The organism is Streptomyces sudanensis (assembly GCF_023614315.1).
GTDB lineage: Bacteria > Actinomycetota > Actinomycetes > Streptomycetales > Streptomycetaceae > Streptomyces > Streptomyces sudanensis.
The window spans coordinates 2116964-2135442 of sequence record NZ_CP095474.1 but is presented as its reverse complement, the minus strand read 5'-3'; the positions used below and the strand labels follow the sequence as shown (position 1 = coordinate 2135442).

The following is an 18479-nucleotide window of genomic DNA, read 5'->3' as shown; positions in this document are numbered from 1 at the left end:
ACCCTCCTGGTCTCGGGTGTGTGCCCGGTGGTTTCCCGGCCGGACCGGTTCGGCCGGTCAGCCGTAGACGATGCGGCGCAGCTGCCGGAGCGAGAGTTCCGGCGGTGCCACGGCGCGGTGCGGCAGCTCCGCCGCGATGCGCTCGAAGATCTCCGAGTTCACCGCGCCGGCCGCCTGCAGTTCCCGATGGCGACGGCGGACGAACTCCTCCGTCGTCTCGTCGAAGTACGCCAGCACGTCGAGCACCACCCGGGCGGCCTCACCACGCTGGAGCGCGGTGCTGCGCACCAGGTGGTCGATGAGGTCGTCATGCGACGGGCGACGATCGAGCACCCGTAGATACTGAGGGCTCAAGGGCCGGTTTCGCAAGAAACGTGCCCGCAATCGGGCAGGAGTCTTTGTGATGGAGGCCACGGAACGATCCGGTCCGCATCAGTGGGGTCGAGGGCGGCGGGTCCGGGAGGGGCGCGGCGGGGGCCTCGGAAGCGGGCCGCCCGGCGGGTCCGGCTCCGGCCCCGCGCGTCCCGGATTCCGGCCCCCGGTTCCGGCCGCGGGAACGGCGCGGCCGGGGCCGGGAGGCTCGCGCCCCCGGCCCCGGCCGGTCCGGGGCGTCCCCTACGGGCGGTGCTTGGCGAGCGGGTTGCGCAGCGTCCCGACGAGCTGGAGCGCCGCCGACGGGTCCGCCAGGTCCACCATCTGCCGGTTGTCGCGCAACTGGAGCCGGTTCAGGCAGGACAGCGCGAACTCCTCCGCGAAGACGTCGTACCGGGCGAAGCGCGCGGCCAGCTCCGGGCGGGACGCCTGGTACGCGGTGACGCACTCGGCGACCGTCGCCCAGAACGTCTCCTCGTCCAGCACGCCCTCGGCGTCCAGCGTGGCGCCCAGGAAGCGGAAGAAGCAGTCGAAGACGTCCGTGAAGACCGACAGCAGCTTCTGGTCCTCGGGCACCTCCACCCGGATGCGCTCCACGGCCGGCGGCAGCGGCGCGTCCGGGTCCATGACGACGATCTCCTCGGCGATGTCCTTGAAGATCGCCCGCCGGACCACGCCGTCCTCTATGACGAGGATCACGTTCTCGCCGTGCGGCATCCACGCCAGGTCGTAGGCGTAGAAGGTGTGCAGGACCGGTAGCAGGTACGCGTCCAGGTAGCGGCGCAGCCACCGGTCCGGGGCGAGCCCCGACTCCGCGATCAGCGCGCCCGCGAAGGAGGCGCCCTCGTGGTCGACGTGCAGCAGCGACGCCATGGTGGCCAGCCGCTGCCCCGGCTCCAGGGACGGCACCGGGCTCTCCCGCCACAGCGCGGCGAGCATCTTGCGGTAGGGCGAGTACCGGTCGGTGGCCGCCTCGTACTCCAGGTGCCGGTAGCCGACCGCCGCGCGCTCCCGGATGATCGAGAAGCGGGCCGCGCGCAGCACCTCGTCCCGGTCGATCAGGTCCGCGAGCCAGTCGTTGATGGCGGGCGTGGCCTGCATGTACGCGGCGGACAGGCCCCGCATGAAGCCCATGTTCAGCACCGACAGGGCCGTCTTGACGTAGTGCTTGGCGGGGTCGGAGGTGTTGAAGAAGGTGCGGATCGACTGCTGCGCCAGGTACGTGTCGTCGCCCTCGCCGAGGTACACCAGCCGCTGCCGGGCGATCTCCGCGGCGAAGGTGACGGTCAGCTTGTTCCACCACTGCCAGGGGTGGACCGGCACCAGCAGGTAGTCGGCCATGTCCAGGCCCCGCGCGGCGAGGGCGCGGGCGAAGCCGTCCACGGTCGCGTCGCCCAGCTCGGCGCGGACGAACGCGTCGTACTCGACGCCCTCGCCGGCCGTGAAGGCGGTGCGGTCCCGGTGGGCGGCCAGCCAGACGAGCCGCAGCGGGCTCGCCGCCTCCGGCGCGTAGGCGTGGTACTCGTCGCCGCCGAAGCCGAGGCGGCCGTTGTTGGCGACGAAGCAGGGGTGGCCCTCGGTCATGCCCGTCTCGACGGCCTGGAAGTCGGCCCTCGCCAGCTCGGCGGCGGTCACCGGCGGCTTGGCGGACTTGTACGCCGTGCCGGCCAGGGTGGAGGAGATCTCCTCCAGGTACACGGGGAGGACCTCGTCGCCCAGGCCCAGCGCGCCGCGCAGCTCGATGAAGAACTCCAGCGCGTCCAGGGGGAGTTCGGTGCCGTCGCGGTGGCGGCTGACGGAGTCGGCGTACACCTGCCAGTGGTCCAGGGCGAACCGGCCGGCGGTGAAGCGGTACTCGGTGGCGCCGTCGTCGGCCAGGACCCGGTACCGGCCCTCGCCGAGCGGCTGCGGGTCGAGCAGCCGCTCGTGGGAGAACTCGGCCAGCGCCTTGCGGACGAGGAGGCGGTTGGCGTGCGCCCAGCGCTCGGGGGTGAGGTGGGCGACGGCGTCGGCGGTGCGGTGGGCGGCGGTGCTCATCGGGCGGCTCCTGCGGCGGCCTCGAACGCCTCGCGGGTGCAGACGCTCAGCAGGGCCTCCTTCTCCGGCTTGGTGATCTTGTCGACGGGGACGAAGCCGACGGCCTCGTTGAGGGCGTGGACGGCGGTGTTGCGCACGTCCGGCTCGACGACGACCCGCCGCACCGCCGGGTCGCGGAACAGCTCGGCCATCACGGCGGTGATCACGGCGCGGGTGAAGCCGTGGACCGGGGCGTCGGTCGGGGCGACCAGGAAGTGCATGCCGACGTCGCCGGGGAGCGGGTCGTACAGGCCGACCAGCTCCACCTCCGCGGGGTCGTAGCGCTCCATCAGGAACGCCGGCTCCCCGTCGTGCAGGCCGAGGAAGGCGTCGTGGTGCGGGTGGGCGGCGATGGCCGCGTACTCCCGCTCGACCTCCTCCGGCGTGTGGTCCTGCATCAGCCAGTACGACGCCTTGGGGTGGGTCACCCAGCGGTGCACCAGCGCGGCGTCGGCGGCCGGGTCGAGCGGGCGGAAGGTGAGGGCGCCTATGCCCGAGGAGGCGCGGGTGCCGGCGGTGCTCATACGGCGAACTCCTGGAACGCTATGGACTTCTCGACGGGGTAGTACTCGGTCCCCAGCAGCTCGCGGATGATGCAGGAGTTGCGGTACGGCCCCATGCCCAGGTCCGGCGAGGTGACGGAGTGGGCGTGCACGCCGGCGTTCTGCAGGAAGACCCCCCGGCCGGTGACGTCGATCGCGTAGTTGCGGGCGATGTCGAACCGGCCGCGCCCGTCCCAGGTGAGCCGGTCGCGCACCGGCTCCAGGAAGTCCGGGACGGTGTACTTGTAGCCGGTGGCCAGGACCAGGCCCTCGGTGCGGATCTCGTAGTCCTTGCCCTGCTCCCGCTGGCGCAGGCCCAGGGTGTAGGTGCCGGTCTCCTCGTCGTAGGAGGCGGTCTCCAGCGAGGAGTTGGCGATCAGGCGGGTGGGGACCGGGCCGCCGGTCTCGACGCTCTTCTGGTACAGCAGGTCGAAGATGCCGTCGATGAGGTCGCCGTTGATGCCCTTGAACAGGCCCTTCTGCTCGGCCTCCAGCCGGTAGCGGGTCTCCTCGGGCAGGGCGTGGAAGTAGTCGACGTACTCCGGGGAGGTCATCTCCAGCGTGAGCTTGGTGTACTCCAGCGGGAAGAAGCGCGGGGAGCGGGTCACCCAGTTCAGCCGGTAGCCGTGGACGTCGATCTCGGAGAGCAGGTCGTGGTAGATCTCCGCCGCGCTCTGGCCGCTGCCCACCACGGTGATCGACTTCTTGGCCTTGAGGGCGTCGCGGGACTGCATGTAGCGGGAGTTGTGGATCGCGTCGCCGCCCAGGCCCCGGCACGCCTCGGGGACGTACGGCGGGGTGCCGGTGCCCAGCACCAGGTGGCGGGCGCGGAAGGTGTCGCCGGTGTCCGTGTGGACCGCGTACACCTCGCTCGCCTCGTCGTACTCGACGCGGGTGACGGTCGTGCCGAAGCGGACGCTGCGCAGCTTCCCGGCGGCCCAGCGGCAGTAGTCGTCGTACTCGGCGCGCAGCGGGTAGAAGTTCTCGCGGATGTAGAACGAGTACAGCCGGCCCTTCTCCTTCAGGTAGTTGAGGAAGGAGTACGGCGAGGTGGGGTCGGCGAGCGTCACGAGGTCCGACATGAACGGCGTCTGGAGGTGCGCGCCCTCCAGGAACATCCCCGAGTGCCACTCGAAGTCCGGCTTCGACTCCAGGAACAGGCCGTCGAGCTCCGCGATGGGCTCGGTCAGGCAGGCCAGGCCCAGGTTGAACGGACCCAGTCCGATACCGATCAGGTCAAGAGGCGTGGACAAGGTTCTCTCCCAGGTACTGCTCGGCGTGGCCGGCGATCAGGTCGAGGACGGCGGCGATGTCGTGCGCGGTCGTCTCGGGGTTGAGCAGGGTGAACTTCAGGTACTGGCGGCCGTCGACCTTCGTGCCGGCGACGACGGCCTCGCCGGACGCGAACAGCGCCTTGCGGGCGTGGAGGTTGGCGCGGTCGACGTCCTCGGGGGCGGCGGCCGCGTCGGGGACGTAGCGGAAGACCAGGGTGGACAGCGACGGCCGGACCACCACGTCGTAGCGCGGGTCGGCGGCGAGCAGGTCGAAGCCCGCCGACGCCAGGTCGCACACCTCGTCGAAGAGCCCGCCGATGCCGTCGGCGCCCATGACGCGCAGCGTCAGCCACAGCTTGAGCGCGTCGAAGCGGCGGGTCGTCTGGAGGGACTTGTCGACCTGGTTCGGGATGCGCTCCGCGACCGTGTGGCGGGGGTTGAGGTAGTCCGCGTGGTACGTGGCGTGGCGCAGCGCCGCCCGGTCGCGGACCAGGAGGGCGGAGCAGCTGACGGGCTGGAAGAACGACTTGTGGTAGTCGACGGTGACGGAGTCGGCGCGCTCGATGCCGTCCAGGAGGTGGCGGCGGGTGGGGGAGGCGAGCAGGCCGCAGCCGTAGGCGGCGTCGACGTGCATCCAGGCGCCGTACTCGGCGGCCAGCGCGGCGATCTCGGGCAGCGGGTCGATGGAGCCGAAGTCGGTGGTGCCGGCCGTGGCGACGACCGCCATCGGCACCAGGCCCTCGGCGGCGCAGCGGGCCAGCTCGGCGGCGAGGACGACGCTCTGCATGCGCTTGTCGGCGTCGCAGGGGACGGACACGACGGCGGACCGGTCGAGGCCGAGGAGGCGGGCGGACTTCTGGACGCTGAAGTGGCTGCACTCGGAGGCGAAGACGCGCAGCCGGGACGGGTCGTCCGTCTTGGCCTCCTCGCGGGCCAGGAGCAGCGCCTGGAGGTTGGACTGGGTGCCGCCGCTGGTGAAGACGCCGTCCGCGGACGGGCCGAGGCCGATGCGCCCGGCGGTCCAGTCGACGAGGCGGCGCTCGATGAGGGTGCCGCCGGCGCTCTGGTCCCAGGTGTCCAGGGAGGAGTTGACCGCCGAGAGGACCGCCTCGCCGACCAGGGCCGGGATGACGACGGGGCAGTTGAGGTGGCCCAGGTAGCGGGGGTGGTGGAAGTAGACGGCGTCCCTGAGGTACAGGTCCTCCAGCTCGTCCAGCGCGGCGGCGGTGTCGCCGAGGGGCCGGTCGAGGTCGACGGCGGAGACGGCCGGCGCGAGGTCGTCGGGGGTGACGCCGGTGAACGGGCGCCGGGTGGTGGCGAGCCTGCGCGCCACCCGCTCGACTCCTTCGGTGACGGAACGTCGGTACTGCTCCGCCGTCGCGTCGTTGAGCAGGTGCGAGCGCATGCGACATCCTCCCGGATGCGGGGATTCGGGCGTTCCTCTGGGACCTGGGGACGCGGTGATTGTTAGGTTAGCCTGACCTAAATTGATCTCGCAATGCGCCCCCTGCCCGCGGCACGGACCACAGCGGCGCCCGGCCCTACGCGCCGACGGCGGCCCCGGCCCCGGCCTCCAGGGGCTCGGCCTCCGGGGCTTCCGTCTCCGGGGCGTCGGTCTCCGGGGCCTCGCGCAGGGCGTCCTCGCTCAGCCCCTTGCGCCAGTACCCGACGAACGTGACGCGGCGGCGGTCGATCCCGCGCTCGTTCACGAAGTGCCGCCGCAGCGCCTTCACCGAACCGGACTCGCCCGCGAGCCACACGTACGGCGCCGGACCGGTCGCCCCGGCCGCGCGGACCGCCTCCACGGCCCCCGGGGCGCCCTCCTCCCGCACGAGCCAGGTCACCGAGGCGTCCGCCGCGGTGCGCGGCTCGATCCGGTCGCCGGAGCGCGGGACCTCCAGCCAGACGCGGGCCCTGGTCCCGGCGGGCAGCCACTCCAGGATCGCCGAGGCGGCGGGCAGCGCCGTCTCGTCGGCCCACATCAGCACCTCGTCGGCATCCTCGGGCGGGCGGAAGCGGACACCGGTGTTGTCCCGCGCGGTCGGCCCCAGGACGACCACCCGGTCGCCCTCGGCCGCCCGCAGCGCCCAGCGGCAGGCGGGGCCGCCGTCCTCGTGGACGGCGAAGTCGATGTCGACCTCCGTCGTCCCGTCGGCGGTGCGGCGCTGCTCCCGCACGGTGTACGAGCGCATGACGGCCCGTACGCCGTCCGGCATGGCCCGCCACGCGCCCAGCACCCCGTACAGGTCGCCGTCGGCGACGGGCGGCAGGACCGGCTCCGCCTGGCCGGGGTGGGGGAGGAACAGCGACAGGCTCTGGTCGCGCCCTCCGGAGGCGAAGCCCGACAGGTCCTCCCCGTCCGCGCCGGTGAAGGTCGCGCGGACCAGCGACGGGCCGAGCCGCCGCACCCGTGCGACCCGCAGGGGGAAGAAGCCGAACGGCGGGGCGGCGGTCCGGGAGGTCGTCATGGGGTCAGGCCACCTTCTTCGCGTTCTCGATCGCCTCGGCGAGGTCCTCCAGCAGCGGGGCGCACTTGTCGTAGGAGTAGATCGGCTCCGTGACGCGCGGGACGACCTGGCCGGCCCTGACGGCGGGCAGCCGGGTCCAGGTCGGCTTGGAGGCGAGGTCCTTGGGCTGGACGGCGGAGCTGCGGTTGTCCATCATGATGATGTCGGCCTGGTACTTGTCGACGTTCTCCCAGCTCAGGGGCTCGAACCAGCCGCCCTGGTCGAGCTTGGAGGGCACGACGAGGTTCACGCCGAGCTCCTTGAAGTACAGGGTGTCGGTGGGGCGCACCGGGGTGGAGACGTAGAACAGCTCGGGGCTGGCGGAGCCGATGAGGACCCTGATCTCCGGCTTGGCCTTGGCGGCGGCGCGCAGCCGGGCCGCCGCCTTCTCGAAGCGGGCCTTGCCGTCGGCGACCTTCCGGGACGCCACGTCGGCGCCCAGGCTCCCGGCGAGGTCGACGTGACGCTGGATCACCTTCGGCATGGACTGGCCGGCGGCCCACAGGGCGACGCTCGGGGCCAGCTTGAGGATCTTGTCCTTGGACTCGTCCGGGACGTACCAGAGCGCGTCCTTCTCCCACATGTCCGTGACGAGGAGCTCCGGCTGGAGCTTGACGTACTTCTCGATGTCGAACTCGCCCCAGACGTTGCCGATGATCTCGACCTTGGCGACGTCGAGGTCGCCGGCCTGGACGTCGGGCTTGCCGTCGGCGGTCTTCGTCGGGCCGAAGACGCCCTTCACCTCGACGCCGAAGTCGTGCAGCGCCGCCGCCGTGCCGGTGAAGGCCACGATGTTCTTCGGGGTGGTCTTCGCCTCCGCCGTGACACCGCGGTCGTCGGTGAACTTCCAGGGGCCCGCCTTGGCCGCGGAGTCGCCGCCGGCCTTCCCGCCGGACGTGTCCGTGCCGCACGCGGCGAGCGCGGCGCCCAGCCCCAGGGCACCTCCCATGGCGAGGAGTCCGCGTCGGGTGGGGTGGGAGGGGCGGGCGCTGCTGGGCATGGCGGGGTCGCTTTCGTACGGCCGAGTTCCGGCCACCGGGCACGTTCGAAGGTAGGTTAGCCTAACCTCAGATGATGTCCAGAGGGTGGCCCCGGACTCCCACCGCCGGCCCCGTCGTCGCGCCGTCACGTCCGGCCCCCCGCACGCCGGACCCCCGGTCCGGGAGCGCGACAGGAGCCGCGCCCCGGCCGGGGGTTCGGGCGGACGGACCGGGCGTCAGGCGGAGAAGCCCAGTTCGCGGGCGATGAGCAGGCGCTGCACCTCGCTGGTGCCCTCGCCGATCTCCAGGATCTTGGAGTCGCGCCACATCCGCGCCACCGGGTACTCGTTCATGAAGCCGTACCCGCCGTGGATCTGCGTCGCCTCGCGGGCGTTGTCGACGGCGACGGTCGAGGAGTACAGCTTCGCCACCGCCGCCTCCTTCTTGAACGGCTCGCCCAGCGCCAGCCGGGACGCCGCGTCCCGCCAGCCGATCCGGGCCATGTGCGCCCGCATCTCCATGTCGGCCAGCTTGAACTGGATGGCCTGGTTGTCGCCGATGGGACGGCCGAAGGCGTGGCGCTCCTTCGCGTACTTCACCGACTCGTCGACGCAGCCCTGGGCCAGGCCCGTGGCGAGCGCCGCGATGGCGATGCGGCCCTCGTCGAGGATGCGGAGGAACTGCGCGTACCCGCGGCCCTCCTCGCCCAGCAGGTTCGCCGCCGGCACGCGGACGTCGGAGAACGACAGTTCGCGGGTGTCCGAGGCGTTCCAGCCGACCTTCGAGTACGGCGCGGCGACCGTGAAGCCCGGCGTGCCCGAGGGGACGATGATGGAGGAGATCTCCGGGCGGCCGTCGGGCTTGCGGCCCGTCACGGCGGTCACCGTGACCAGGCCGGTGATGTCGGTGCCGGAGTTGGTGATGAAGCACTTGGTGCCGTTGATCACCCACTCGTCGCCGTCGCGCACGGCCGTGGTGCGCGTGCCGCCGGCGTCCGAGCCGCAGTCCGGCTCGGTCAGGCCGAACGCGCCCAGCATCTCGCCGGAGCACAGCTTCGGCAGCCACTCGCGCTTCTGCTCCTCGGTGCCGAACCGGTAGACCGGCATCGCGCCCAGCGAGACGCCCGCCTCCAGGGTGATGGCCACCGAGGAGTCGACGCGGGCCAGTTCCTCCAGGGCGATGCCCAGCGCCAGGTAGTCGCCGCCCATGCCGCCGTACTCCTCCGGGAAGGGCAGGCCGAACAGGCCCATGCGGCCCATCTCCCGCACGATCTCGTACGGGAACTCGTGGCGCTCGTAGAAGTCGCCGATCTTCGGGGCGACCACGTCGTGGGCGAACTCCTCGACGGTGCGGCGCAGTTCCTCGTGCTCGGCGGAGAGCCGGTGGTCCAGGGACATGGGGGTCACTCCTTGGGGGAGAGGGCGCGGACGGTACGTGACGGGCTCGGGCGGCCCAGCTCCTCGGCCAGCCAGACGCTGGTGGCGGCCAGGCGCTCCAGGTCGACCCCGGTCTCGATGCCGAGGCCGTGGAGCATCCACACGAGGTCCTCGGTGGCGAGGTTCCCGGTGGCGGACTTGGCGTAGGGGCAGCCGCCGAGACCGCCGGCGGAGGCGTCGACGGTGGCCACGCCGTGCTGGAGCGCGGCGAGGGTGTTGGCGAGGGCCTGCCCGTACGTGTCGTGGAAGTGCACGGCGATCCGGGACGCCGGGACGCCGGCCTCGCCGAGCGCGCCCAGCAGGGCCCCCACGTGGCCGGGGGTGGCCACGCCGATGGTGTCGCCGAGGCTCAGCTCGTCGCACCCCAGGTCGGCCAGGGCGCGCGTCACCCGCACGACCTGCTCCACGGGGACGGGCCCCTCCCACGGGTCGCCGAAGCACATCGACAGGTAGCCGCGCACGCCCAGCCCCTCGGCCTTCGCGCGGGCGACGACCGGCTCGAACATGGCGAGCGCCTCGTCCACCGTGCGGTTCAGGTTGGCCTTGGCGAACGACTCGGTCGCGCTGGCGAACACGGCGACCTCGCGGGCGCCGAGCGCCAGCGCCCGGTCCAGCCCGCGCTCGTTCGGCACGAGCACCGGCAGGCGCACGTCCAGGTCGGCGACGAGCGGGAACAGCTTCTCGGCGTCGGCGAGCTGCGGCACCCACTTGGGGTGGACGAAGCTGGTCGCCTCCACCGTGTCCAGGCCCGCCCCGGCGAGGCGGCGGACGAACTCGGCCTTCACCTCGGTCGGTACGACGCCCGGCTCGTTCTGCAGGCCGTCGCGGGGGCCGACCTCGTGGATCCGCACCCGCGCGGGGAGCCCCGGCGCGGGCACGGCCATCGGCAGTCCACCGGTCACTTCGCGTCCTCCTCCGGGGCGTGCGGCTCGACGACGGCGAGCACCTGGTCCATGGCGACCGTCGTGCCGGGCGTGACGTCCAGCTCGACGACCGTGCCGTCGTGCGGCGCGGAGATGACGTGCTCCATCTTCATCGCCTCCACCACCAGCAGGCCCTGCCCGGCGGTGACCTCGTCGCCCACGGCGACCTTCACCACCGTGACCGTGCCGGGCATCGGCGCGGTCAGCGAGTCCGCCCCGGCGTGCGCCGAGCCGGTGAGGGAGGCCGCGACCGGGTCGTGGTCCACGACGTTCCAGGCGTCCCCGTCCCGGCCGAGCCAGGTGCCGGCGCGGTGGAACGTGTGGGTGACGCCGTCCAGCGTGACCGTCACCCGGTCGGCGGTGACGGCGCTGCCCGTCGCCCGCACGCGGTGGGCGACCGGTTCGTGGCCCGCGATCCGCAGGTGGTGGACGACCGGCAGCCGCTCGCCGCCGATCCGCCAGCCGCTCGGCACGGAGAACGGGTCGGTCCAGCCGCGTGCGTCGGGCCGCGCGGCGAGCGCCTCCTCGCGTACGGCGGCGGCCGCCTCGTACACCTCGTCCGGCACCCCGTCGGGGACCAGCGAGTCGGCCTCCCGCTCCACCAGGCCCGTGTCCATGTCGCCCGACACGACCGCCGGGTGGGCCAGGAGGCGGCGCAGGAACCCGGCGTTCGTCGGCACGCCGAGGGTGACCGTGTCGGCGAGGGCGGCGCGCAACTTGCGCAGGGCGGTGGCCCGGTCCGGGCCGTGGACGATGACCTTCGACAGCATCGGGTCGTACAGGCTGGACACCTCGGTGCTCTCGCTGAGCCCCGAGTCCGTGCGGACTCCCTCGCCCTGCGGCTCGCGCAGCGCCAGGACCGTGCCGCCGGAGGGGAGGAAGCCGCGCGCCGGGTCCTCGGCGCACAGGCGGGCCTCCACCGCGTGCCCGGTGAGGGTGACGTCGTCCTGCCGGAACGCCAGCTCCTCGCCGGCCGCGACACGAAGCTGCCACTCCACCAGGTCCAGGCCCGTGACCAGCTCGGTCACCGGGTGCTCCACCTGGAGGCGGGTGTTCATCTCCATGAAGTAGTACTGGGAGGGGTCGCTGCCCGGCACGATGAACTCCACCGTGCCCGCGCCCCGGTAGCCGCAGGAGCGGGCCGCCTGCACGGCCGCCTCGCCCATCGCGGCCCGCGTCGCCTCGTCCAGCAGGACGGACGGCGCCTCCTCGATGATCTTCTGGTGGCGGCGCTGGAGGGAGCACTCGCGCTCCCCGAGGTGCACCACGTTGCCGTGGCCGTCGGCGAGGACCTGGATCTCGATGTGCCGGGGCCGGTCGATCCACCGCTCCACCAGCAGCGTGTCGTCGCCGAACGACGCCCGCGCCTCCCGGCGGGCCGCCGCGATCTCGTCCGCGAGCTTCGTCTCGTCCCGCACCAGGCGCATGCCCTTGCCGCCGCCGCCCGCCGAGGGCTTCAGCAGCACCGGCATGCCGATCTCCCGGGCGGCTTCCGCGAGCTGGGCGTCGGTCAGGCCGCTGCCGGAGGAGCCCGGCACGACGGGCACGCCCGCCGCCCGCACGGTCTCCTTCGCCCGGATCTTGTCACCCATCAGGGCGATCGCGTCGGCGGGCGGCCCGATGAAGACCAGCCCCGCCTCCGCGCAGGCCCGCGCGAACTCGGCGTTCTCCGCGAGGAAGCCGTAGCCCGGGTGGACGGCCTGGGCGCCCGTGCGGGCGGCGGCCTCCAGCAGCCGGTCGACGCGCAGGTAGCTCTCGCCGGCCGGCGGCGGGCCGATCCGCACGGCCGTGTCGGCCTCCCGCACGTGCCGGGCGCCGGCGTCGGCGTCGCTGAACACGGCGACCGAGCGCACCCCGAGGGAGCGGAGCGTCCGGATGACGCGGACGGCGATCTCGCCGCGGTTGGCGACGAGTACGGTGTCGAACATCGTCATGGTCGTCAGGTCCCTCACATCCGGAAGACGCCGAAGCCGGGCGCCCCGGGCTCCCGCTGGGGGAGGGGGGCGTTGGCGCAGGCGGTCAGGGCCAGTCCCACCACCTGGCGGGTGTCGAGCGGGTCGATGACCCCGTCGTCCCACAGCCGGGCCGACGCGTAGTACGCGCTGCCCTGCCGCTCGTACTGGGCGCGGATCGGGGCCTTGAAGTCCTCCTCGGCCTCCGCCGGCCAGTCCTCGCCGCGCGCCTCCATCTGGTCGCGCTTGACGGTGGCCAGGACGGACGCGGCCTGCTCGCCGCCCATGACGGAGATCTTGGCGTTGGGCCACATCCACAGGAAGCGGGGGCTGTAGGCCCGGCCGCACATCGAGTAGTTGCCCGCGCCGTACGAGCCGCCCACGACGACCGTCAGCTTCGGCACCCGCGTGCAGGCCACGGCCGTGACCATCTTCGCGCCGTGCTTGGCGATGCCGCCGGCCTCGTAGTCCCGGCCCACCATGAAGCCCGAGATGTTCTGCAGGAACAGCAGCGGGATGCCGCGCTGGTCGCACAGCTCGATGAAGTGGGCGCCCTTCTGGGCGGACTCGGCGAACAGGATGCCGTTGTTGGCGACGATCCCCACCGGGTGCCCGTGGATCCGGGCGAAGCCCGTCACCAGCGTCTGCCCGTACTCGGACTTGAACTCGGCGAACCGCGAGCCGTCCGTGATCCGCGCGATGACCTCGCGCACGTCGTACGGGGTGCGCGAGTCGACCGGCACCGCCCCGTACAGCCCCGCCGGGTCGACCTTCGGCTCCTCGACCGGCTCGACCGTCCACGGCAGCTCGCGCCGCGCGGGCAGGGTCGCCACGATGTTCCGCACGATCCGCAGGGCGTGCGCGTCGTCCTCCGCCAGGTGGTCGGTCACCCCGGAGGTGCGGGAGTGGACCTCGCCGCCGCCCAGCTCCTCGGCGGTGACGACCTCGCCGGTGGCGGCCTTCACCAGCGGCGGGCCGCCCAGGAAGATGGTGCCCTGGTTCCGGACGATGACGGCCTCGTCGCTCATCGCCGGGACGTACGCGCCGCCGGCCGTGCACGAGCCGAGGACGGCCGCGATCTGCGGGATGCCCGCGCCCGACATGCGGGCCTGGTTGTAGAAGATCCGGCCGAAGTGGTCCCGGTCGGGGAACACCTCGTCCTGCATCGGCAGGAACGCGCCGCCCGAGTCCACCAGGTACACGCAGGGCAGCCGGTTCTCCAGGGCCACCTCCTGCGCGCGCAGGTGCTTCTTGACGGTCATCGGGTAGTAGGTGCCGCCCTTGACCGTGGCGTCGTTGGCGACGACGACCACCTCGCGGCCGCTGACCCGTCCGATGCCGGCGATCACGCCGGCGGCGGGCGCCTGGTCGTCGTACATGCCGTTCGCCGCGAGCGGTGCCAGCTCCAGGAAGGGCGAACCCGGGTCCAGAAGCGTGTCGACGCGGTCGCGCGGCAGCAGCTTGCCGCGCGCGGTGTGCCGGGCGCGCGCCTTCTCGCCGCCGCCGAGCCGGGCGGCGGCCAGCCGCGCCCGGAGGTCGTCGGACAGCTCCCGGTGCGCCGCCTCGTTGGCCTGCCAGGCCGCTGACGCGGGATCTGCCGCGCTCGTCAGCACAGGTGCCTGCTGCATCGTGTCGAGTCCCCTTGCCCGTACGAGAGCGTTAATGAGCGTTAACGTACTCCGCTCAGGTTAACGAGCGCTAACCGCCTTGTCTAGAATCGGCCCATGACGACCAGGACCGACGCCCCGACGCGGCGCGAGCAGATCCTGCGGGAGGCCGCCCGCCTCTTCGCCGAGCGCGGCTTCCACGGCGTGGGCGTCGACGAGATAGGCGCGGCGGTCGGCATCAGCGGTCCGGGCCTCTACCGGCACTTCCCCGGCAAGGACGCCATGCTCGCGGAACTGCTCGTCGGGATCAGCGAGCGCCTCCTGGACGGCGGGCGCCGCCACGTCGCGGAGTGCGACGGCGACCCGGAGGCCCTGCTGGCCGCCCTGATCGACGGCCACATCGACTTCGCGCTCAACGACCGGTCGCTCATCACCCTCCACGACCGCGAACTGGACCGCCTGCGCGACACCGACCGCAAGCGCGTCCGCCAGTTGCAGCGCCAGTACGTCGAGCTGTGGGTCGACGCGGTGCGCGAGGCGTACCCGTCGCTGGACGAGGCCGACGCCCGGGCCGCCGTCCACGCGGTGTTCGGCCTGCTCAACTCCACCCCGCACCTGGCCGCCGCCCTCACCGGCCGCCCCACCACGGGCGCCCTGCTCCACCGCCTCGCCCGCGGCGCCCTCGCGGCGGCGGCCCACGGGGACCGGGCGGGCCACGGGGACCCGGTGGGCCACGGGGACCCGGCGGGCCCGGAGACGCCGGACGTCCCGGCGGACTGAGCCGTACAGGGGTGGCGGGGGCCGGCTGTGGCGCTCACCGCCCCCGGCCCGTGTCACCGGCCAACGCGTCCGGCCGGACCTACCGGCCGCAGGCGCACCGGGTGCGATCCGCCCTGCTCACGAGCCCAGGGCTTCGTCCAGATAGTCCTGCACCGGCTCGAACAACCCGTACGGCACGTACTGCGGGATCTCGCCACGGGCGACCCACGCCAGTTCGGCCAGTTCCTCGGTGTCCGCAACGTGGGCCGTGCCGTCCAGCACCCGGCAGGCGGTGTACGACATCAGCCGGCCCGTCTTCGGGTGGACGCGCTCGCCGAGCGGCTTCACGGCCGCCACGGTCAGCCCGGTCTCCTCCCGGGTCTCCCGTACGGCGGCGTCCTCGCGGGCCTCGCCCGGCTCGACCTCGCCGGCCGGGAACTGCCAGGAGAGCTGTCCCTCGCTGACCCGGCGGCGCACCATCAGCACGCGCCCCTTGTCCACGACGACCGCGGCGGCGATGCCCGGTCGCTCGTCCGTGTTCTGCTGCGTCACGTCTGCTCCTCCAGGGCGGCCAGGATGGGTGGAAAGATCGTATCGACGGGAATGAAGCGGGGCACCGCCTTTCCGGGGACCCACATGACGTCGATGTTCTCGGCCGCGTCGCTGTTGGTGGCCTCGCCCGGTGGCCGGCGCGCGGACGCGTGAGGGGCCGGGTGCGGTGGTCGGTGCCGCCGCACCCGGCCCCCGGTCCGCGTCCGCGTCCGGGTCAGCAGGCGTACGTGGTGCCGTCCGCCGCGAGGTTCCAGTTGCAGGAGCTGATGGAGCCGGTGGACGTGTTGTCGTCCGGGCTCGCCGGCCTCTTCAGCCGCAGGTCGGGGGTGCGGGACCGGGCGTCGTTGGGCAGGACGTGCCGCGCGTAGCCCCGGTAGATGTGGTGCCAGCCGCTGCTGTCCCGGTGGTTGGTGCCGCTGCCGGTGTGCACGTACGCCTTGGCGCCGGCGGGCAGGTTGTACGAGGGCAGCGCGCGGCCGTAGGTGTTGGAGGTGATGTCGGGGACGTAGCCGCCGGTGTTCACCGTCCGCGTGGTCACGTTCCTGATCAGGAAGTACTCGCCGTTCAGGTTGAGCTGGCGGCCGTCCCTGACGTCCGCGCCCGCGGTGTTGGGCCGCACGTGGGTGATCATCAGGGCCCCCGTCGTGGACGCGGCCTGCGCGTTCACGGGCAGCGCGGTGAGGGGCAGGGCGGCCGCCGCCAGGGCGACGGCGCGTATCGCACGCTTCAAGGAGGTGCCTTTCTTCAACGGTGCCGGGCACGGCGGCCCGGCCGTTCGGGGACGTCCGCGTCCCGGGCGGGGTGGGGTGGCGGGCGCCAGTCTGCCCGGCGGCGCGGGGGTTACGGGCGGGTTCACCGAACACGGGGCCGAAGGTCCCGGCCCGCCATGCGGCCGAAGGTCCCGGCCCGCCGCGCGGCCGTACGGTCCGGCCGCCGCCGGGGGCGGGCGGCACAATGGGGGCCATGCCGATACCCAGCCGCGCCGCCCTCGTCGAGCACCTCGTCCGCACGCGCATCGCGGGAGACGTCGCCACCCCGCGCGACAACAACCTCGCCCACTACCGCAAGCTCGCGAACGGCGACCGCCACTACTGGCTGGGCCTGGAGCTGGGCGACCGCTGGGCCGACGAGCAGGACGTGCTCGCGGTGATGGCCGAGCGGTGCGGAGTGAACGACGACCCCGGGCACCGCGCAGGCCAGGACACCATCGACCCCGAGCTCACGGTCGACGCCCTGGACCGGATGGCCGCCCGCCTCCGCAAGGCCGCCGCGGCCCGGCAGCGGGTCCTCTTCGCGACCGGCCACCCCGGCTCGCTCCTCGACGTGCACAGCCGCACCGCCGCCGCGCTGCGCGCCGCCGGCTGCGACGTCGTCCGCATCCCCGGCGGGCTCACCGCCGACGAGGGGTACGTGGTGCAGTTCGCGGACGTGGCGGTGTTCGAACGGGGCGCGACGCTGTGGCACACCCACTCCCCGGAGCCGATGAGCGCGGTCCTCGACGGGCTGCGCGCCCTCGGCCAACCCCTTCCCGACCTGGTCGTCGCCGACCACGGCTGGGCGGGCCGCGCGGGCCGGTGGGGCATCGACACGGTCGGCTACGCGGACTGCAACGACCCGGCCCTCTTCATCGGCGAGGCCGAGGGCGTCCTCCAGGTCGTCGTCCCCCTCGACGACCACGTCGTCGATCCCCGCTTCTACGAGCCCCTCACCGCCTACCTGCTGGACGCGGCCGGACTGCTCTGACCGGCGCCGGACGGCCGGCCCGTGTTTCGGCGGTCCGGCCCGCGTTCCGGCGGTCCGGCCCGTATCCCGGCCCGTGCGGCCCGCCCGGCCCGCACCCCCGGNNAANCGGCAGGGCGCCCCGCGGCCCGCCCGGGAGGGGGCGGACCGGGGAGGGCGCCGTGTGTCCGGCCGGGCCGGTCCTACAGGCCCATCGACTTGGCGATGATCGACTTCATGACCTCGCTGGTGCCGCCGTAGATCCGGTTGACGCGGTTGTCCGCGTACAGGCGGGCGATCGGGTACTCGTTCATGTAGCCGTAGCCGCCGTGGAGCTGGAGGCAGCGGTCGATGACGCGGTGGGCGACCTCGGTGCAGAACAGCTTGGCGGACGCGGCCTCGGCGGGGGTCAGCTCGCCGGCGTCCAGGGCCTCCAGGGCGCGGTCGGCGACGGCCTCGGCGGCGTCCACCTCGGCCTGGCAGGCGGCCAGTTCGAACTTGGTGTTCTGGAAGTGCGCCACCGGCTTGCCGAAGACGGTGCGCTCCCGCACGTAGTCCTTGGCGAACCGGACGGCGGCCTTGGCCTGCGCGTACGCGCCGAAGGCGATGCCCCAGCGCTCGGACGGCAGGTTCCGGCCGAGGTAGTGGAAGCCCTCGTTCTCCTCGCCGAGCAGGTCCTCCGCGGGGACCTTCACGTCGACGAACGCCAGCTCCGCCGTGTCGGAGGTGCGCAGGCCCAGCTTGTCCAGCTTGCGGCCGATGGAGTAGCCCTCGGACCTGGCGTCCACGGCGAACAGCGAGATGCCGAAGCGGCGGTCGTCCTCGCGCGGCGGGGAGGTGCGGGCGCAGACGATGACGCGGTCGGCGTGGACCCCGCCGGTGATGAAGGTCTTGGCGCCGTTGAGGACGTAGTGCGTGCCGTCCTCGGAGAGCCTGGCGGTGGTCTTCATGCCCGCGACGTCGGAGCCGGTGCCCGGCTCGGTCATCGCCAGCGCCCACATCTCCTCGCCGGTGACGAACTTCGGCAGGTAGCGCCGCTTCTGCTCCTCGGTGGCGAGCATCTTGATGTAGGGGAGCGCGAGCAGCACGTGCACCCCGGAGCCGCCGAAGGTGACGCCCGCGCGGGCCGTCTCCTCGTACAGCACGGCCTCGAACTTGTGGGTGTCCAGCCCGGCGCCGCCGAACTCCTCGGGGACGTTGATGCCGAAGATGCCCAGGTCGCCGAGCTTGTAGTAGAAGTCGCGCGGCGCCTGGCCGGCGGCGAACCACTCGTCGTAGACGGGGACGACCTCGGCCTCGATGAAGGCGCGGATCGTGTCCCGGAACGCCTCGTGGTCCTCGGTGAATACGGTACGGCGCACGGTGGGACTCCTCCGGTGTGCGGGGGCCAGGGGCCTCGACTCGTCTAAGCGCTCGCTCAGTAGTACGGGCAGCCAAGTTACCCATCGGTTCACTTCGGTGTCCAGAGTGACATCCCGCACGGCCCGGGGCATCCGCCGAGACCCGGAGGGGCCCTGGAACGGCCCCGGAACGGCCCCGGAGCGGACCCGGAGCGGACCCGGAAGGACCCCGGAACGGCCCGGAAGGACCCCCGGTCGGGCCACCGCGCGCGGGCCGCAAGCGGGCCGGGCACGGGCGGCCCGCACCCCGCGCCGTCGGGTGTGCGACACGACCCCGCCACGGCAGGCCGCCGTCCCGCGCGGCACAGGAGACCGCCGTCCGAAGACCGCCGTCCGAAGACCGCCGTCCGAGGGCGCCGCGCCGAGGTACGACCGCGGGA

The 18479-nt window shown here is 73.1% G+C and carries 16 protein-coding genes and 1 pseudogene; 2 read left to right on the top strand and 15 right to left on the bottom strand.

Going from position 1 to position 18479, the window contains the following annotated elements; all coding sequences use genetic code 11:
• Nucleotides 1-57: 57 nt before the first annotated feature.
• From MW084_RS09850 to MW084_RS09800, 11 genes are all read right to left on the bottom strand, one after another.
• Nucleotides 58-333, bottom strand: a complete 276-nt coding sequence (locus MW084_RS09850; protein ID WP_010472110.1) for a hypothetical protein — start codon at nucleotides 331-333, stop codon at nucleotides 58-60.
• 282 nt (nucleotides 334-615) lie between these two features.
• The gene (locus tag MW084_RS09845) at nucleotides 616-2409 is read right to left on the bottom strand and encodes an IucA/IucC family protein (protein WP_010472109.1); all 1794 of its coding nucleotides are present in this window, start codon (nucleotides 2407-2409) and stop codon (nucleotides 616-618) included.
• A complete protein-coding gene (locus tag MW084_RS09840; protein WP_010472108.1) occupies nucleotides 2406-2972 on the bottom strand; it encodes a GNAT family N-acetyltransferase in 567 nt (188 codons plus the stop codon). Before MW084_RS09840 ends, MW084_RS09845 begins: the two co-directional genes overlap by 4 nt.
• Nucleotides 2969-4243: a lysine N(6)-hydroxylase/L-ornithine N(5)-oxygenase family protein gene (locus tag MW084_RS09835; protein ID WP_010472107.1), complete on the bottom strand. Its 1275-nt coding sequence runs from the start codon at nucleotides 4241-4243 to the stop codon at nucleotides 2969-2971. Before MW084_RS09835 ends, MW084_RS09840 begins: the two co-directional genes overlap by 4 nt.
• Nucleotides 4227-5669 (bottom strand): pyridoxal phosphate-dependent decarboxylase family protein, encoded by a 1443-nt coding sequence (locus MW084_RS09830; RefSeq protein ID WP_010472106.1) that lies wholly within the window; start codon nucleotides 5667-5669, stop codon nucleotides 4227-4229. The genes MW084_RS09835 and MW084_RS09830 overlap by 17 nt, the downstream gene beginning before the upstream one ends.
• Nucleotides 5670-5805: 136 nt before the next feature.
• The gene (locus tag MW084_RS09825) at nucleotides 5806-6732 is read right to left on the bottom strand and encodes a siderophore-interacting protein (RefSeq protein ID WP_010472103.1); all 927 of its coding nucleotides are present in this window, start codon (nucleotides 6730-6732) and stop codon (nucleotides 5806-5808) included.
• Between the two features lie 4 nt (nucleotides 6733-6736).
• A complete protein-coding gene (locus tag MW084_RS09820; protein ID WP_010472100.1) occupies nucleotides 6737-7720 on the bottom strand; it encodes an ABC transporter substrate-binding protein in 984 nt (327 codons plus the stop codon).
• Nucleotides 7721-7987: 267 nt separating this feature from the next.
• The gene (locus tag MW084_RS09815) at nucleotides 7988-9148 is read right to left on the bottom strand and encodes an acyl-CoA dehydrogenase family protein (protein WP_010472098.1); all 1161 of its coding nucleotides are present in this window, start codon (nucleotides 9146-9148) and stop codon (nucleotides 7988-7990) included.
• A 5-nt stretch (nucleotides 9149-9153) separates the two neighbouring features.
• The gene (locus MW084_RS09810) at nucleotides 9154-10071 is read right to left on the bottom strand and encodes a hydroxymethylglutaryl-CoA lyase (protein WP_039829541.1); all 918 of its coding nucleotides are present in this window, start codon (nucleotides 10069-10071) and stop codon (nucleotides 9154-9156) included.
• A 14-nt stretch (nucleotides 10072-10085) separates the two neighbouring features.
• Nucleotides 10086-12038 (bottom strand): acetyl-CoA carboxylase biotin carboxylase subunit, encoded by a 1953-nt coding sequence (locus MW084_RS09805; RefSeq protein WP_039829540.1) that lies wholly within the window; start codon nucleotides 12036-12038, stop codon nucleotides 10086-10088.
• Between the two features lie 20 nt (nucleotides 12039-12058).
• Nucleotides 12059-13690: a carboxyl transferase domain-containing protein gene (locus MW084_RS09800; RefSeq protein WP_029553613.1), complete on the bottom strand. Its 1632-nt coding sequence runs from the start codon at nucleotides 13688-13690 to the stop codon at nucleotides 12059-12061.
• Between the two features lie 96 nt (nucleotides 13691-13786).
• Here MW084_RS09800 and MW084_RS09795 point away from each other — a divergent pair, with 96 nt between their 5' ends.
• Nucleotides 13787-14449, top strand: a complete 663-nt coding sequence (locus tag MW084_RS09795; RefSeq protein ID WP_010472091.1) for an SACE_7040 family transcriptional regulator — start codon at nucleotides 13787-13789, stop codon at nucleotides 14447-14449.
• 117 nt (nucleotides 14450-14566) lie between these two features.
• Here the strand turns inward: MW084_RS09795 and MW084_RS09790 are convergent, their stop codons facing one another.
• The 3 genes and pseudogenes from MW084_RS09790 to MW084_RS09780 form a co-directional block, all read right to left on the bottom strand.
• Entirely contained in the window at nucleotides 14567-14980 is a 414-nt protein-coding gene (locus MW084_RS09790; RefSeq protein WP_010472089.1) for an NUDIX hydrolase, read from the bottom strand.
• Nucleotides 14977-15108: pseudogene (locus MW084_RS09785) on the bottom strand (NUDIX hydrolase); the annotation flags it as partial. The gene MW084_RS09790 and the pseudogene MW084_RS09785, both read right to left, overlap by 4 nt.
• Before the next feature lie 86 nt (nucleotides 15109-15194).
• Nucleotides 15195-15710 (bottom strand): hypothetical protein, encoded by a 516-nt coding sequence (locus tag MW084_RS09780; protein WP_010472087.1) that lies wholly within the window; start codon nucleotides 15708-15710, stop codon nucleotides 15195-15197.
• 233 nt (nucleotides 15711-15943) lie between these two features.
• On the opposite strand from MW084_RS09780, the gene MW084_RS09775 reads away from it, so the two are divergent.
• Nucleotides 15944-16723: a phosphatase gene (locus MW084_RS09775; RefSeq protein ID WP_010472085.1), complete on the top strand. Its 780-nt coding sequence runs from the start codon at nucleotides 15944-15946 to the stop codon at nucleotides 16721-16723.
• A gap of 179 nt (nucleotides 16724-16902) precedes the next feature.
• Here MW084_RS09775 and MW084_RS09770 read toward each other — a convergent pair whose 3' ends face one another.
• A complete protein-coding gene (locus MW084_RS09770) occupies nucleotides 16903-18060 on the bottom strand; it encodes an acyl-CoA dehydrogenase family protein (RefSeq protein WP_010472083.1) in 1158 nt (385 codons plus the stop codon).
• Between the last annotated feature and the right edge of the window lie 419 nt (nucleotides 18061-18479).